This window comes from Aquabacterium humicola (genome assembly GCF_030167915.1).
GTDB classification, from domain to species: Bacteria; Pseudomonadota; Gammaproteobacteria; order Burkholderiales; family Burkholderiaceae_C; genus Pseudaquabacterium; species Pseudaquabacterium humicola.
Genome location: NZ_JARGNB010000010.1, coordinates 147,902 through 162,152, shown reverse-complemented (window position 1 = coordinate 162,152; position 14,251 = coordinate 147,902). Strand labels below are relative to the sequence as shown.

13 protein-coding genes are annotated in these 14,251 nt (G+C 71.4%); 7 read left to right on the top strand and 6 right to left on the bottom strand.

All coding sequences use genetic code 11. The features are described 5' to 3' along the window. Positions 1-5 precede the first annotated feature (5 nt). Genes P1K89_RS30030 through P1K89_RS30010 form a run of 5 tightly spaced genes read right to left on the bottom strand, consistent with a single transcriptional unit; the run spans position 6 to position 3,523 of the window. Positions 6-362: a phenol hydroxylase subunit P4 gene (locus P1K89_RS30030; protein ID WP_284620231.1), complete on the bottom strand. Its 357-nt coding sequence runs from the start codon at positions 360-362 to the stop codon at positions 6-8. Beyond that, positions 359-1,918 (bottom strand): aromatic/alkene/methane monooxygenase hydroxylase/oxygenase subunit alpha, encoded by a 1,560-nt coding sequence (locus tag P1K89_RS30025; protein ID WP_284620230.1) that lies wholly within the window; start codon positions 1,916-1,918, stop codon positions 359-361. Before P1K89_RS30025 ends, P1K89_RS30030 begins: the two co-directional genes overlap by 4 nt. A gap of 28 nt (positions 1,919-1,946) precedes the next feature. Beyond that, positions 1,947-2,216 (bottom strand): MmoB/DmpM family protein, encoded by a 270-nt coding sequence (locus P1K89_RS30020; protein ID WP_284620229.1) that lies wholly within the window; start codon positions 2,214-2,216, stop codon positions 1,947-1,949. A gap of 44 nt (positions 2,217-2,260) precedes the next feature. Continuing rightward, on the bottom strand, positions 2,261-3,265 hold the full coding sequence (locus P1K89_RS30015; protein WP_284620228.1) for a ferritin family protein: 1,005 nt from the start codon (positions 3,263-3,265) through the stop codon (positions 2,261-2,263). A 36-nt stretch (positions 3,266-3,301) separates the two neighbouring features. Beyond that, positions 3,302-3,523: a phenol hydroxylase subunit gene (locus P1K89_RS30010; protein WP_284620227.1), complete on the bottom strand. Its 222-nt coding sequence runs from the start codon at positions 3,521-3,523 to the stop codon at positions 3,302-3,304. A 244-nt stretch (positions 3,524-3,767) separates the two neighbouring features. Between P1K89_RS30010 and P1K89_RS30005 the strand changes: the two genes are divergently transcribed. The 4 genes from P1K89_RS30005 (at position 3,768) to P1K89_RS29990 (ending at position 8,287) form a co-directional block, all read left to right on the top strand. Further along, positions 3,768-5,453, top strand: coding sequence for a sigma-54-dependent Fis family transcriptional regulator (locus P1K89_RS30005; protein ID WP_284620226.1), 1,686 nt, complete (start codon positions 3,768-3,770; stop codon positions 5,451-5,453). A 4-nt stretch (positions 5,454-5,457) separates the two neighbouring features. Continuing rightward, positions 5,458-6,186, top strand: a complete 729-nt coding sequence (locus P1K89_RS30000; RefSeq protein WP_284620225.1) for a GntR family transcriptional regulator — start codon at positions 5,458-5,460, stop codon at positions 6,184-6,186. Between the two features lie 45 nt (positions 6,187-6,231). After that, positions 6,232-7,809 (top strand): TIR domain-containing protein, encoded by a 1,578-nt coding sequence (locus tag P1K89_RS29995; protein ID WP_284620224.1) that lies wholly within the window; start codon positions 6,232-6,234, stop codon positions 7,807-7,809. A gap of 64 nt (positions 7,810-7,873) precedes the next feature. Next, positions 7,874-8,287 carry a DsrE family protein gene (locus tag P1K89_RS29990; RefSeq protein WP_284620223.1) on the top strand — a complete coding sequence of 138 codons (414 nt, stop codon included), beginning with the start codon at positions 7,874-7,876 and terminating at the stop codon, positions 8,285-8,287. A gap of 20 nt (positions 8,288-8,307) precedes the next feature. Here the strand turns inward: P1K89_RS29990 and P1K89_RS29985 are convergent, their stop codons facing one another. Beyond that, complete coding sequence (locus P1K89_RS29985; RefSeq protein WP_284620222.1) at positions 8,308-9,099, bottom strand: SDR family NAD(P)-dependent oxidoreductase; 792 nt, start codon at positions 9,097-9,099, stop codon at positions 8,308-8,310. A 116-nt stretch (positions 9,100-9,215) separates the two neighbouring features. Here P1K89_RS29985 and P1K89_RS29980 point away from each other — a divergent pair, with 116 nt between their 5' ends. The 3 genes from P1K89_RS29980 to P1K89_RS29970 all read left to right on the top strand — a co-directional run bounded on the left by P1K89_RS29980 (position 9,216) and on the right by P1K89_RS29970 (position 14,250). Further along, positions 9,216-10,202, top strand: coding sequence for a GGDEF domain-containing response regulator (locus P1K89_RS29980; RefSeq protein ID WP_284620221.1), 987 nt, complete (start codon positions 9,216-9,218; stop codon positions 10,200-10,202). 164 nt (positions 10,203-10,366) lie between these two features. Continuing rightward, positions 10,367-10,663, top strand: a complete 297-nt coding sequence (locus P1K89_RS29975) for a hypothetical protein (RefSeq protein ID WP_284620220.1) — start codon at positions 10,367-10,369, stop codon at positions 10,661-10,663. Positions 10,664-10,938: 275 nt separating this feature from the next. Continuing rightward, positions 10,939-14,250 carry a sensor domain-containing diguanylate cyclase gene (locus tag P1K89_RS29970; RefSeq protein ID WP_284620219.1) on the top strand — a complete coding sequence of 1,104 codons (3,312 nt, stop codon included), beginning with the start codon at positions 10,939-10,941 and terminating at the stop codon, positions 14,248-14,250. Position 14,251 lies beyond the last annotated feature (1 nt).

Below are 14,251 nucleotides of genomic sequence, written 5' to 3'. Positions count from 1 at the left end.
GCGGTTCAGCTGAACGAGCCCCGGATGCCGGTGAGGCCCGGCGTGCGGAAGCGGATCACGTCCTTGTGCGTCAGGCCGTTGTCGGCCAGCGACTTCGCCGGGTCCGGCGTCCACGGCCGGCCCGACTTGAACCACTGCACCGTGGCCCAGTCGATACGCGCGAAGTCCGGGTGGGCGCCGTAGACGCCCGGCAGCACCGCGGTGGGCAGCGCGCCGAAGGGCATGTCCGGCGGCAGCGGCAGGCACACCGGCGCGCAGACCATCAGGTGGTCTTCCCAGCCGATGTACAGCAGCGGCGCGGGGAAGTTCTCGCGCACGTCGCGCGCGGGCATCTCGTAGCGGTCGAGGGCGATCACGCTCATGCCTGTTCTCCTTGCGGCGTCTCGCCGCGCCACGCGGCGAAGTTCTTCTGGTCTTCCGAGCCTTCGAAGTCGAAGTTGTCGCGGCCGACCTCGAGCTGGTAGTGCTTCAGCACCGCGAGCAGCGGGTCGAAGCCCTCGGCGGTGGGGTCGGTGCCGGGGTCGAAGCAGTGGCCCTGGTAGATCTGGTGCACCGGCAGCCAGCTCTGCACGAACTTCTCCGGCTCGTCGTCGAAGATGGCCTTGCAGTGGTCGCTGCAGAAGTGGTGCTTGTTGCCGCGCCAGTCGCTCTCGCGGTAGCAGATCTTGGTGGCGTCGCCCGGCTCGGTGAAGAGCATCGGGATCTGGCAGGTGTTGCACAGCATCGGCAGCGTCTTGTTGTAGAAGCGCTGGCCGGCGCGCTGCTGCTCGCGGTAGTGCTCCAGGCGCGGGCGATAGAGCTGGTCGAAGGTCGTCGGGTACTTCTCGGACAGCCAGTCCATCTCCTCGTCGGTGGGCACCCAGGTGTGGAACGGCGCGGCGGCGCTGTAGTTGTAGAAGGTGTTCCAGGCCTGGTGGCTGATGTGGTCCTTGCCTTCGCAGGCGTCCTTCCAGCCCTTGGGCTCGCGGATGCCGTAGCGCGCCAGGTCCTTGAACAGCGCGCCGCCGTTCTGCTCGGCGTACATCTCCCAGGCTTCCTTCCAGCTCATCACGCGCTTGGGCAGCATGTAGTCCTGCATCATGGCCACCAGCGTCAGCAGCCGGTAGCCGCGCCAGAACCACTTGTCGATCCACTTCTGCACGATGGGCACGTTGGCCGGGTCCTGCTCGAGCAGGAACTTGATGCACTCGATGCCCAGCGTCATGTGCCGGCTCTCGTCGCTCTGGGCGCTGAAGCCGAAGGTGACGGTGGACATGTCGCCGTTGTGCGCCGCGCCGCTCATGAAAGGCACGAACAGCAGGTTCGTCAGCACGTACTCGAACGAGAAGCTGACCGCGACCAGGAACTCGAACGGCCCGCCGGTGATCGCGTCCTCGAAGAAGGACTTCGGCACCGACAGGTACCACACGCGGTCGAACCAGTGGCTCGCGTGGTGCATGCCGTTGAAGTACTTGTTGTAGTGCGAGATCGCGTGCGTCTCGGTCTGGTAGTGGCGCAGCTCGTCGATCGACTGCATCTGCGCGGCCACGCGCGCGCCCTCGCCGGTGAACTGGCGGCCCACGTGCGCGAAGCCGCGGTGCGCGTAGTACTCCAGCGGCGTGACGCCCTGGATGAACAGCTTCAGCGCGTTGACGTAGCGGGCATCGCTGATGCCGAGCTGGCCGTTGTTCTGCGCGAAGGCCTCGATCACCGCGTAGAGCTTGCGTTCCTTCTCGCCCTGGTACTTCCAGTAGGCGTCCATCGTCAGGCGGAACGGGTCCTGCCACTGGTCCCAGTCATGGACCTTGATGCCCTCGTACTTGTCGTACGGGAACACCTTGTCCATCGGCTGATAGCTGGTCTCCCAGCCGAGGCCGCGGGTCATCGCGGCATAGCGGTCCTTCAGACCGAGCTTCTTCTTGACGACACGGGTGTCCATGCGTTCGTCTCCTGGTGGGGGATGGGGCTCAGTGCGTCCAGCTCAGCGTGAGCTGGTCGTCGTCTTCGTCGATGTGGCCGCTGAGGGTCACGAGGTTGACGTGCAGCTGCTGCAGGTCGTACGGGCGGCCGGTCTGCGCTTCGATCGTTTCGCGGCGGATCTGCAGGCGGTTCGGCACGTCGATCTTCACGAGGCCGGGCGACAGCGTGACCACGGCCGCGGGGTTGTCGGCGACGATGGCGTCGACCACCGGGCGCGACTCCTCGTTGTGCTGGAAGGCGATGAACACGTTGGACATGGTTGGCTCCTGTGTCTTTGCACGTTGGGCGATCGGTCGACCGGTCAGGCGCTCGCGGCGGGCACACCGGCCTTGCGGCAGCGGTCGGCCAGCAGCGCGGTGGCATCGTCGAGCGCGACCTCGCCGGCATCCCCCAGCGCCAGGCGGGCCACCGGTGCCAGCGCAGCGCGTGCGCGTTCGGTCCAGTCGCGCACCCAGCCGGCGATCAGCGCCTGGTTGGCGGCGCTCTCGGCCGCGGCGGTCTTGACCACCGCGTCGATCCAGCGCGCGCTCTCGTCGTGCCACTCGGGCATGAAGGCCGTCAGCAGGGCCACCGCGGTGCCGCCCTCGGCCGCGATGCGGTCGTCGACGAAGCTGCCGTAGAGCAGCGGGTACAGCAGGCCGTCGAGCACGAGGTTCTGCGCGACGAACAGCTCGAACGGGTCCTGCACCACCAGCAGGTCCTCGACGCAGCGGCGCAGCACCTGCCAGTGCGCATCGCCGAGCCAGTCGGCCTTGCCCTCGTCGAGCACCGCCGGTTCGCCCAGCGCCAGCCCCAGGCGCGTCAGGTACTGCGCGACGCCCAGGTTGTCCATCGCGTGGAACATCGCCGGCGCGGTGAACGGCGTGCCGTAGCCGTAGGCGCAGATCGACGCGTTGTTCATGTTCGCGCCCCAGGCGACGTGGCGCAGCGGCATCAGCACCTGCAGGGCCTTGTGGCGCAGCGGATCGGGGATCTTGTCGGCCATGCCGCGCGACTCGACGAACTGGAAGTTCGCTTCCATCGCCTCCTGCTGGCGGGCGCGGGCCATGGTCCAGCTGGCGTAGTAGTACTGGCGCGGATCCTTCAGCACCGCCCAGTCGGCCAGCACGATGCGGCTGCGCGAGGCGTCGAAGATCTCGTGCGCCGGGTCCCAGGTCGGTCGGTAGTGGAAGTTGGCCGTCGGCTGCGCGCCGAAGGTCGCTTCCTGGTAACGCGAGGCCGGCTTGTCGTCGCCGACGATGCGCGCCACGTGCGCGTAGGTCTGGCGCAGCGGCTGGATCTCGCGGGCCTGCAGGTCGATGTTCATGGGCGTGTCTCCTGGGCGGGTTGTCGTGCGGGGAATTCAGGCGTCGAGCCGCTGCACCCGGTTGGCGGCGCAGAACGCGGCGAAGGCCGGCTCGGGCAGCAGAAGTTCCACCGCGAGCTCGGGCCAGCCGATCGAGAACTCGAAGGCCACGAGGCCGTTGCCGAAGCGCCCGGTGACGCGCACGAAGCGCTGCGTGGTGTCCACGCCGGGCAGCGTGACGGGGGCTGGCGACGGATCGGGGTTGTGGTCGGCTTGCATGGCGATCCACAACGCAGCGTCCGTGCCAGCTTCGGCCGACGACTCCGAAAATCTCGATAAAACTAGGGTAAGCCCTGAGGTTTGGGGCTCGCGACGGCCGTCGCCGCGGGGCGTCGGCCCCCAGTCCCATCAACGCCATGCAGCTGAAGGTGAGGTTTTCATCACTGTGCAGCGGCGCGAATTGATGATTTGATCAACTGCCTGCGCTCGACGAGCGCCAACCATTTATCGATAATCGAATCAAATGGCCGCCACCCCTCCGCCGCCGCTCCCACCCGACGCCGACCTGCGCCGCATGGTCCATTTCTCGGCCGGCGACGGGCGCATCTGGCTCGCCGGCCAGCGCATGCTGCTGGTCCATGCCGCCGCGCTCGGCGCGCTGCGCCGCGAGCTGATGAGCACCATCGGCCGCGAGCAGACGCGCCGGCTGCTGATGCGGGCCGGCTACGCGTCGGGCGAGCGCGATGCGGTGCTGGCGCGCCAGGCGCGGCCCGAGGCCTCGGTGCTGGACATGTTCGCGGTCGGCCCGCAGCTGCACATGCTGGAGGGCGCGGTGCAGGTCACGCCCGAGTCCTGCGAGATCGACGTGCCGGCCGGGCGCTTCCACGGCACCTTCCGCTGGGACCATTCCTGGGAAGTCGAGACGCACGTGCGCGACTTCGGCCCGCAGGACGAGCCGGTGTGCTGGATGCTGCTCGGTTACGCCTCCGGCTATACCAGCGCCTTCATGGGCCGGCCCACGCTGTTCAAGGAGCTGGCCTGCACCGCATGCGGCCAGCCGCACTGCCGCATCGAGGGCCGCGTGCTGGCCGACTGGCCGGATGCCGACGCGCTGGCGCGCGACTACACCACCGACTCGATGATCGTGCGCCTGGAAGACCTGCAGTCGCAGGTCGACACGCTGCGCTCGACGCTGCAGCCGGCCGACGAGCTGGGCCCGCTGGTCGGGCGCTCCAAGGCCTTCGACGCGGCGGCGCGACTGCTGCGCAAGGCCGCGGCCACGCAGGTGACCGTGCTGCTGACCGGCGAGACCGGCGTCGGCAAGGAGCGCTTCGCGCGCGCGCTGCACACGATGAGCCCGCGCGCCGGCAAGCCCTTCGTCGCGGTCAACTGCGCCGCCCTGCCCGCCGACCTGATCGAGAGCGAGCTGTTCGGTGCCGAGAAAGGCGCCTACACCGGCGCGGGTGCGGCGCGCATCGGCCGCTTCGAGCGGGCGGACGGCGGCACGCTGCTGCTCGACGAGCTGGGCGAGCTGCCGCTGCCGGCGCAGGCCAAGCTGCTGCGCGTGCTGCAGCAGGGCGAGATCGAGCGCCTGGGCGGCACGCAGACGCGCAAGGTCGACGTGCGCGTGATCGCCGCGACCAACGTCGACCTGCAGGCGGCGGTGGCGAGCGGCCGCTTCCGCAGCGACCTGATGTACCGGCTCAACGTCTACCCGATCCGCATCCCGCCGCTGCGCGAGCGCGCCGACGACATCGAACCGCTGGCGGTGCACATGCTGGCGCGCTTCTGCGCGCTGCACGGCAAGCGCGTGCCGGGCTTCACCGACCGCGCGCTCGACGCGATGCGCGCGTATCCGTGGCCGGGCAACGTGCGCGAGCTCGAGAACCTGATCGAGCGCGGCGTGATCCTCGCGAGTCCCGACGAGCCGGTCGACGTGCACGAGCTCTTCCCCACGCTGCCCGGCCAGCCGCCGGTGACGCTGAACGCCGCCGGCCAGCTGCAGCGCGGCGCGCCCGACGGCGCGCCGGCCCTCTACGACGAGCTGCTCGCGCGCGGCCTGAGCCTGGATGCGCTGGAAGACGCGCTGATCCAGGAGGCGGTCGAGCGCGCCGGCGGCAACCTGGCCGCGGCGGCGCGCGCGCTGGGCCTGACGCGGCCGCAGCTGAGCTACCGGCTGCAGCGCGTGCGCGAACGCGCGCGGGAGTGAATGGATGGCCAAGCGCGCCTTCCTGCCCCTGCCCGGCCGCGACGACGACGGCGACACCGCTGAAAACGGTTCGCGCACGCTGATCGAGCGCAGCTACGAGCGGCTGCGCGACGACATCGTCGAAGGCCGGCTCGCGCCCGGCGAGAAGCTGCGCGTCGAGCACCTGAAGTCGCGCTACGGCGTCGGCGCCGGCACGCTGCGCGAGGCGATCACCCGGCTGGTCAGCGACGCGCTGGTGGTCGCCGAAGGCCAGCGCGGCTTCCGCGTCGCGCCGATGACGCTGGCCGACCTGGAAGACCTGACGCAGCTGCGCCTGCACATCGAGATCGAGGCGCTGCGCCAATCGATCCGCCATGGCGACGCGGCCTGGCGCGCGGCGCTGCAGCAGGCCTACGACGAGCTGTCGGCCTTCGAGCAGCCGGTGCGGCCCGAGCAGCGCGTGGCCTGGGAGCAGCGCAACGCGCGCTTCCACGAGGCGCTGATCGGCGCCTGCCAGTCCCCGTGGACGGTGAAGGTGCTGCAGATGCTGGGCCGCCACAGCGAACGCTACCGGCGCCAGGCGATCGGGCTGTCGACCAGCGGCCGCGACGTGCACGAGGAGCATCGGCAGATCTTCGAGATGGCGATGTCCGGCCAGGAGGCCCGGGCCGCGCTGGCGCTCGAGGCGCACATCCGCGCGACGCCGGACCACCTGGCCCGGGCGAGCGCACTGGGCGCGGATGGGCTAAGGTAAGGCGCTCACCGCGGCTCGGCGCGGGGCATCGCGCGAGGACCGACCTTGACGCTCACCTTGATCGTCATCTCCTTCAACGGGCAGCCGGCGCAGGCGCCGGCCAGCATGCACTTCGGCGCCGGCGTCGGCACGATCGGCCGCCACCCGGGCAATACGCTGGTGCTGCCGGACCCGGAGCGCAACATCTCGCGCATCCAGGCCGAGGTGATCGGCACGCCGTCCGGCCAGTTCGTCATCCGCAACGTCAGCGCCGCGGTGCAGATGGCCGTCGGCAACGCGATGCTGACCCAGGGCGACAGCGCGGTGCTCGCGCACGACGACCTGATCCGCATCGGGCTGTACGTGCTGCGCGTGGTGCTGATCGACACCGCGGACGGCGAGGCGACGGGCATCGTCGCACCGTCGTCCAGGTCGCCGGACCCCACGCTGGCCGACTGGTTGCCGCCGGTCGAGTCGCCCCCCTGGCCTTCTCCGGACACGCGCCTCGGCACCCTGGACGCCGACGATCCGTTTGCGGACCTGCTGGCACGGCCGCCGGTCGTGCGAGCGCCAGACCCGCTGGACCCGCCTTCGATGGACGACCTCTTCGCTCCGGCGCCCGCCGCGCAGCCCGTTCCGGCAGACCTGCCCCCCGCCGGCCTGACGCGCCTGCCGGACGACTGGGACCCGTTCGGCCTGCCTTCGGCCGCGGCCCCGCCAGCCGCGCCGCAGCCGACCGCGCCGGGCCCGACCGACCCGGGCCCGACGGCGTCAGGCCCGGCCCCCGAACGCGCGGAGATCTCCGCGCTGGTGCCCACCGCCGTCCGGCCCGCGCAGCCCTTGCGCATCGAGGTCTTCCTCGGCCCCGCCGGCACGCTGCTGGCCTTGCTGGACGAACGGGCGGCCGCGCATCCCGATCGCGAAGCCGCCGACGTGCGGCCGCTGTTCACGCCGCTGGCCGCCGGCACGCGCATCGAGCTGACGCTGGAATGCCCGGACGCCCAGCGCATCGCGCCGACCTCGCTGGCGCTGATCTGGCAGGGCCAGACGCTCAGCGTCAACTTCCAGGTCCTGCCGCCGAAGCAGCCCGAGGGGCCGGCGCTGCTGGTCGACGTCAACGTCTTCGTCGAGGGCGTCTGCATCGGCCACCTGCCGATCACGCTGCCGTACGTTCAGGGGGCGCAGGCCGTGCCGGCGGCGGCGCCGGCGAACGGCGTCGCGCAGGTCGGCTTGATGCCGCACCGCCGCGTCTTCATGTCCTATTCCAGCGACGACCGCGCTGCGGTGATCGAAGCCACCCGCGTGCTGCGCCGCTTCGGCATCGAGGCCTTCATGGACCGCCTGTCGCTCGAAGGCGGCGAGGACTGGGAGCCGCGGCTGTACCGCGAGCTCGAGGCCTGCGACGCCTTCATGCTGTTCTGGTCGGCCGCGGCGGCCGAATCGGCCTGGGTGCTGAAGGAGACGCAGTGCGCGCTGTCGCGGCAGCGCACGTCCGCGGACCGGCGGCCGAAGATCGTCACCCACCTGCTGGGTCCGCCGCCGCCGGCCTCGCCGCCGCGTGGACTCGAGGCCCTGCATTTCAACGACCCGATGTACGCGCTGTGGGAGGCCTCCCGGTCCGACGGCCGGCGCGACGTCCGGTGAACGACGCGCGCATGCCCACTGCCCCGCCCGGCCGCCATCCGGCCATCATCCCGAGGAGAACCCGATGCGAATCCGTTCCTGGCTGGTCGGCCTGTCGCTCGTGGCCGGCGCCGTCGGCGCGCTGGCGCAGGACCTCGTGGTCTACCACATCGACGACGCGGCCGCGCAGGGCCTGAAGGGCCTGCGCAACATCCGCAACCACCTCGACACCGACCCGACGGCGAAGATCACCGTCGTCACGCACGCGATGGGCGTCGACCTGCTGTTCGAAAGCGCGAAGGATGCCAACGGCGGCGCCTTCGCCGCGCCGATCTCGGCCCTGGCGGCACGCGGCGTGAAGTTCGAGGTCTGCGAGATCACGCTGAAGAACCGCAATCTCAAGCGCGAGCAGTTCATCCAGGAAGCCGAGTTCACGCCCTCGGGCGTCGTGCGCCTGGCCAAGCTGCAGAAGCAGGGCGCCGCGTACATCAAGCCCTAGCGCCCGGCGCCGCGCAAGCCTCAGCGGCCGGCGTCGGCGGTGCGCGCCGACTGCGCCGCACCCAGGTGCATGCCGCCGTCGAGCAGCAGCAGCTCGCCGGTGGTCGAGCGTGCGCCGGTCAGCAGCCACACCACCGCGTCGGCCACGTCCTCGGCGCTGCTGGCGCGGGCCAGCGGTGCGCTCTGCTCGTAGCGGGCCTTGATCGCATCGAAGCCCTGCTGGCCGAGCCCCTCGACGAACCAGCGCGTCGTGACGAAGCCGGGGCAGACTGCGTTGACGCGTACTTCGGGTGCCAGCGCGCGGGCGAAGTGCAAGGTCATCGCATTGACCGCGCCCTTGGACGCGATGTAGGGCACCGACGAGCCGATGCCCAGCGCGCCGGCGATCGACGAGACGTTGACGATCGCGCCGCGCGCGGCCTTCAGCGCCGGCGCGCAGGCCCGGATCATCTGGAAGCTGCCCATCGCGTTGACGCCGACGATGCGCTGGAAGGTCTCGGCATCGATCGCGTCCCAGTTCGTCGGTCCGGCGAAGCTGGTGATGCCGGCGTTGTTGACCAGGCCGTCGATGCGGCCCCAGCGGTCGAGCGCCGCCTGCGCCAGTGCCCGGCAGTCGGCATCGTCGGCCACGTCGCCGCGCTGCAGCAGCACGTCGGCGCCGGCGGCGCGGCAGGCCGCCGCGCAGGCTTCGGCCTGCTGCACGCTCTTCGAGTAGTTGACGACGACGTCGTGGCCACGCTGCGCGAGCTGCAGCGCGACGGCGGCGCCGACGCCGGTGGCGGCGCCGGTGATCAGGGCGACGGGGCGGCTCATGAGGGTTCTCCGGGTGGTGAAGCCTGCGATCGTGCCAGCGCGCGGCGCGGCGCGCCGATGCCCGGCCGGGATGCGGCTCGCGGGCGACGGGCACATCGCTTGCCCAAGCCGCGACCATGCTGCCGCCTTCTTCCGACGCCTCGGCGTCGGCCATCAGCATCCTGGTGGTCGACGACCTCGAGGATGCCCTCTTCTCGACGAAGGTGCTGCTGGAGCGACCCGGCCTGCAGGTGCTGACCGCCACCTCGGCGTCGACCGCGCTGGCGCTGCTGAAGTGCAACGACGTCGCGCTGGCGCTGGTGGACGTGCAGATGCCCGGTGTCAGCGGCTTCGCGCTGGCCGAGGCGATGCGCGCCGACCCGCCGCTGCGCACGGTGCCCATCATCTTCATGACCGGCAGCGTGTTCGATGCCGGCCGTGCCTTCAGCGGCTACGAAGCCGGGGCCGTCGATTTCCTGGTCAAGCCGGTGGAGCCGCGGGTGCTCGAGAGCAAGGTGGGCGTCTTCGTGGAACTGCACCGCCATCGCCGCGAGCTGCGCGAGCGCAACGCCGAGCTGGAGCGGCTGCTGCGCATCAACGAGAAGATGGCCGCCGAGCTGCGCCAGGCCCACGGCAAGGCCGTGCAGACGGCCTTGACCGACGAGCTGACCGGCGTTCCGAACCGCCGCCACATCCTGCAGCTCGCCGAGAGCGCGCTGACCGATCACCGCCGGCAGTCGCAGCCGGTCACGCTGGGCATCCTCGATCTCGACCACTTCAAGCGCATCAACGACACCTACGGGCACAGCACCGGCGATGCGGTGCTGCGCCGCTTCAGCCAGCACTGCACCGAGCAACTGCGCGCGGAGCATGCGCTGGGCCGGCTCGGCGGCGAGGAGTTCCTGCTGCTGATGCCGGCGACGACCGTCGACGAGGCCCGCCAGGCGGTCGAGCGCGTGCGGCGCACCCTGCCGCCGCACGAAGGCGTGCGCTTCACGTTCTCGGCCGGCCTGGTCGAGGCCCGGCCGGGCGAGGCCGTCGCCGAGGCCATCGAGCGCGCCGACCAGGCGCTGTACCACGCGAAGAACCTGGGCCGCGACCGCACCGCGATCAACCCGTCCTGAGCGCGGGCGGGGCCCCGCGGGCGGCCGAACAGGGCCCGGCGAGCCCCTCGAACGAGGGGGCTTGCGCCCGCTGCGCAGGTCGAAATGAGGAAAACTGCCTCTGCCCGGTCATGCTTCTGACGGATAGTCCGCTCCGCCTCGATACGAACAACGGGAGAAGCGGCTTGAACAGGATCGAAACGCTGGCCAACGGCGACGTGCAGCTGGTGACGAAGCTCGACAACGGGCATCTGCAGTCGCGCCGCTTCCGCATGCACTTCGGCCATGTGGTCGAGGTGCAGGCCGACGACAAGGTCCGCCGCGTCGGTCCGGAGCTGACGTTCCGCGGTCCGTCGCTGATGGTGCGGCACTCGCTGCTCGAAACCATCGCCGATGCCTCCGGCGCGATGACGCGGCCGCCGCGCGCCGCCGCCCCCGACCGCGAACGCGCCGGCGAACGGCAGCTCGACGCCGTGCACTGACACCGCCGCGCCGGTCCACCCCGGCAGCCCGCGCGCCTTCGGCCGCGCCGCCTTTCACGGCGGCGCGGCCGTTTTGCGTGCGGCGCCCCCTTGGCGCAACAAGCGAAGTCGGCAAAAATGGCAAGTCAATCGCCGATTGTTCCCGCCCTCGCGAAACCGGTGGCGCCGGCACACTGGCGTACCGTCCCGCCGGTGCGCCCGCGTCGACCGGCCCGTAGCGGCCTCGCCGCGGCCCGCGCTGTCACGACGACGACGCACAGGAGACCCCCGCAGTCATGGAGAAAGTCCGCCCCTCGGCAGCGCAGTGTGCGGGCCTGCTGGCCGTCGCGCTGGGCCTGGTCGGCGGGCTGCCCTGGGTGTTGCCGCCGGCCGCCTTCGGCTGGTGGCCGCTGGGCTCGACGGAAGACCGGCCGCTCACCGCCGCGCTGTTCGTGATCGCCGGCCTCGGCCTGCTGGCCGCGGCCCGCGGGGCCGATGGCCACACGACGCGCACCATGCGCCGCGGCCAGACCGTCGCCATCGCGCTGCTGCTGCTGCTGCCGGCCGCTTCGCTCGCCGCGTCCGTCGCCTGCGCGCTGCTCGGCATCGACCTGACACTGGCCGGCGCCGCCGCGACACCCCAGCGGGCCTTCGCCGGCTGGCTGCCGATCACCGCCGGCCTGGCCTTCGCCGCCACCGGCGCCGGCTTCGCGGCGCTGCGCAGCCGGCGCTTCGAGCGTCATCGCCGCGCCTTCCTGGTCCTGCTCGCCGCGGTGGCGCTGATCGCCCTCACCGGCGTGCTCGGCCACTTCCTGGGCATCGAGCAGCTCTACGACATCGGCTGGCTGATCCGCCTGTCGCCGGCGACGGCGCTCGGCCTCGGCGCGCTGGCGATCGGGCTGTGGACGCTGTACGAGCGCACGCTGCGCCTGGACGCCGAAGCCCTGGACATCGGCGAGCGCCGCATCCACCGGCGCGCGCTGGTGGTCGTCAGCCTGGTCGCGCTGCTCGGCGGCGCCGCCGGCTTCACCGCGATGCGCGCGACCTTCGAGCAGTCGGTGGCGCAGAACCAGCAACTGCTGGCGTCGACGACGGCGACCTCGCTGGCCAACGCACTCGACCTGCAGCTGTGGCTGTCCCGCACGGTGGCCACGCGCCCGACCGTGCAGCTGACGATGGCGACGCTGAACGCCCAGCCCGACGATCCGGTCGCGCAGCGCACGCTGCAGCGCATCGCCGACAGCTTCCGCACCGACGAGCTCAGCAGCGCGCAGTTCGTCAGCGTCGACGGCCGCCTGCTGGCCAGCGCGGGCGCCAGCGTGAAGGCCGGCGTCGAGCTGAACCATGCCTTGCGCCGCGTCGGACAGCCGCCCGCGGTGCTGGCCTTCCACCGCGGCTACCTGCTGCTGGCCGAATACGACGTGGTCCACGACGGCCGCAAGGTCGGCCGCGTGCTGACGGAGCAGCGCCTGCCGCTGTTCGACCGCCTGCTCGAGGAGCTGCGTGCGTCGAGCCCGACCTCCGACGCCGTGATCTGCAGCCGGCTCGACAAGACAGTGCGCTGCGGTGCGACGAAGTTCCGCAAGCAGCCCTTCGAGCGTCCGTTGTTCGACAGCGCGGGTCAGCCGACCTTGCCGGTGGTGCGCGCGCTGCTCGGCACACAGGGCGTGGTGTTCGCGAAGGACCCGCGCGGCGTCGACTCGATCTCCGCCTACGCGCCGATCAGGGACTACGGCCTCGGCCTGGGCGTGCGCAACGACGTGCGCACGCTGATGCTGCCGATGAAGGACCGGCTGAACCTGCTGCTGATCGCCCTGGCGGCGCTGGTCGGGCTGGCGGTGGTGGCGCTGCGCACGCAGGTGCGGCCGCTGGTGCACCGGCTGGCGCGCAGCGAGCGCCACGTCCAGGCGGTCGTCGAGCAACAGTCGACGCTGATCGAGCAGAGCCGTGCCGAGGTCGCCGAGCGCCAGCTCGCCGAAGTGGCGCTGGCGCGCCACCGGGCGCTGCTGGAGAGCACCGGCAGCCTGGCCGGCGTCGGCGGCTGGGCGCTGGACCTGGCGACGCAGCGGCTGGAATGGACCGCGCAGCTGCGCCGCATCCACGAGGTCGACGAGGCCTACCAGCCGACGCTGCAGGGCGCCTTGCAGTTCTACGAGCCGCAGGCGCAGCTGGTGGTGCTGACGGCCATCGACAACGCGATCGCCACCGGTGCGCCCTGGAACCTGGAGCTGGCGTTCGTCACCGCGCGCGGGCGCCGGCTATGGGTGCGCACGCAGGGCCAGGCCGAGCTCGACGGTGAACGCGTGGTGCGGCTGGTCGGTGCGCTGCAGGACATCACCGAGCGCAAGACCTTGCAGATCCGCCTCGCCGAGAGCGAGCGCTTCGTGCGCAAGATCACCGACAACGTGCCGGTGCGCCTGGCCTACGGCGACCGCGAGGGCCGCTACCGCTTCGTCAACCAGGCGCACTGCCAGCGCTTCGGCCTGCGCCGTGACCAGATCATCGGCCACACGCGCGACGAGCTGATGGTCGGCCGCACCAGCGAGAACGTCGATGGCCGCGTCGCCGCGGTGCTCGCGGGCACCGAGCAGCGCTTCGAGTTCGAGGAGATGGTCGACGGCCGCCTGGTGCGCATCGAGAGCCGGCTGCTGCCGGACATCGACGAGACCGGCGATGTGCGCGGCTTCTACGCGATCGGCGTCGACGTCACCGAGCGCAGCGCGGCCGAACTCGAGCAGCGCCGCCAGGCCGCGACGCTGCGCTCGGTCACCGAGGCCATCCCGGCGCTGGTGGCGGTGGTCGGCGCCGACGGCCGCTACCGCTTCGTCAACAGCGCGTTCGAGCGCTGGAGCGGCCGCCCGCGCGAGGCGCTGATCGGCTGCACGATGGCGCAGGTGCTGGGCCCGCGCGAGCATGAGCGCAGCCTGCCGTGGATCGAACGCGCGCTGGCCGGCGAGACGGTGAGCTTCGAGAAGGAGTTCGGTCCGCACGACGCGGTGCAGCACCTGTCGATCAGCTACATCCCGCTGATCGTCGAGAACGGCGAGGTCGACGGCTTCGTCGCGGTGGCCTTCGACATCACCCAGCACAAGCAGGAGGAAGGCCGCCTGCTCGAGCTGGCCGAGCGCGATCCGCTGACCGGGCTGATGAACCGCGCCGGTTTCGAGCGCTTCACCGAGACGCGCCTGGCGCAGGCCCGGCCGGGCCACATGCTGGCGCTGATCTACGTCGACCTCGACCACTTCAAGCCGGTCAACGACCGGCACGGCCACGCGGTGGGCGACGTGCTGCTGCAGCAGTTCGCGCAGCGCATGAGCGCCGTGGTGCGGCCCAGCGACGCGGTGGCGCGGCTCGGCGGCGACGAGTTCGCGATCGCGCTGATCGGCGTGCGCGAGCGCCGCCATGCTGAAGCGGTGGCCGCCAAGCTGATCGCCGCGGCGAGCGCGCCGTTCGAGGTCGACGGCCTGCAGCTGCGCATCGGCGCCAGCGCCGGCGTGGCCTTCGCCGGCGATGCCGGATTCGACCTGCGCCAGCTGATCGCCGAAGCGGACGCGCGGCTGTACGAGGCCAAGGCCGCGGGACGGGGCCGGCACGTCGGCGCCACCTGAA

Bases quoted from the DNA above. Each gene is read 5' to 3' on its own strand.
- P1K89_RS29990 (WP_284620223.1), top strand. From the start codon at position 7,874: ATGCGAATCCGTTCCTGGCTGGTCGGCCTGTCGCTCGTGGCCGGCGCC.
- P1K89_RS30030 (WP_284620231.1), bottom strand. From the start codon at position 362: ATGAGCGTGATCGCCCTCGACCGCTACGAGATGCCCGCGCGCGACGTG.
- P1K89_RS30000 (WP_284620225.1), top strand. From the start codon at position 5,458: ATGGCCAAGCGCGCCTTCCTGCCCCTGCCCGGCCGCGACGACGACGGC.
- P1K89_RS30025 (WP_284620230.1), bottom strand. From the start codon at position 1,918: ATGGACACCCGTGTCGTCAAGAAGAAGCTCGGTCTGAAGGACCGCTAT.
- P1K89_RS29970 (WP_284620219.1), top strand. From the start codon at position 10,939: ATGGAGAAAGTCCGCCCCTCGGCAGCGCAGTGTGCGGGCCTGCTGGCC.
- P1K89_RS30015 (WP_284620228.1), bottom strand. From the start codon at position 3,265: ATGAACATCGACCTGCAGGCCCGCGAGATCCAGCCGCTGCGCCAGACC.
- P1K89_RS30005 (WP_284620226.1), top strand. From the start codon at position 3,768: ATGGCCGCCACCCCTCCGCCGCCGCTCCCACCCGACGCCGACCTGCGC.
- P1K89_RS29985 (WP_284620222.1), bottom strand. From the start codon at position 9,099: ATGAGCCGCCCCGTCGCCCTGATCACCGGCGCCGCCACCGGCGTCGGC.
- P1K89_RS29980 (WP_284620221.1), top strand. From the start codon at position 9,216: ATGCTGCCGCCTTCTTCCGACGCCTCGGCGTCGGCCATCAGCATCCTG.
- P1K89_RS30020 (WP_284620229.1), bottom strand. From the start codon at position 2,216: ATGTCCAACGTGTTCATCGCCTTCCAGCACAACGAGGAGTCGCGCCCG.
- P1K89_RS30010 (WP_284620227.1), bottom strand. From the start codon at position 3,523: ATGCAAGCCGACCACAACCCCGATCCGTCGCCAGCCCCCGTCACGCTG.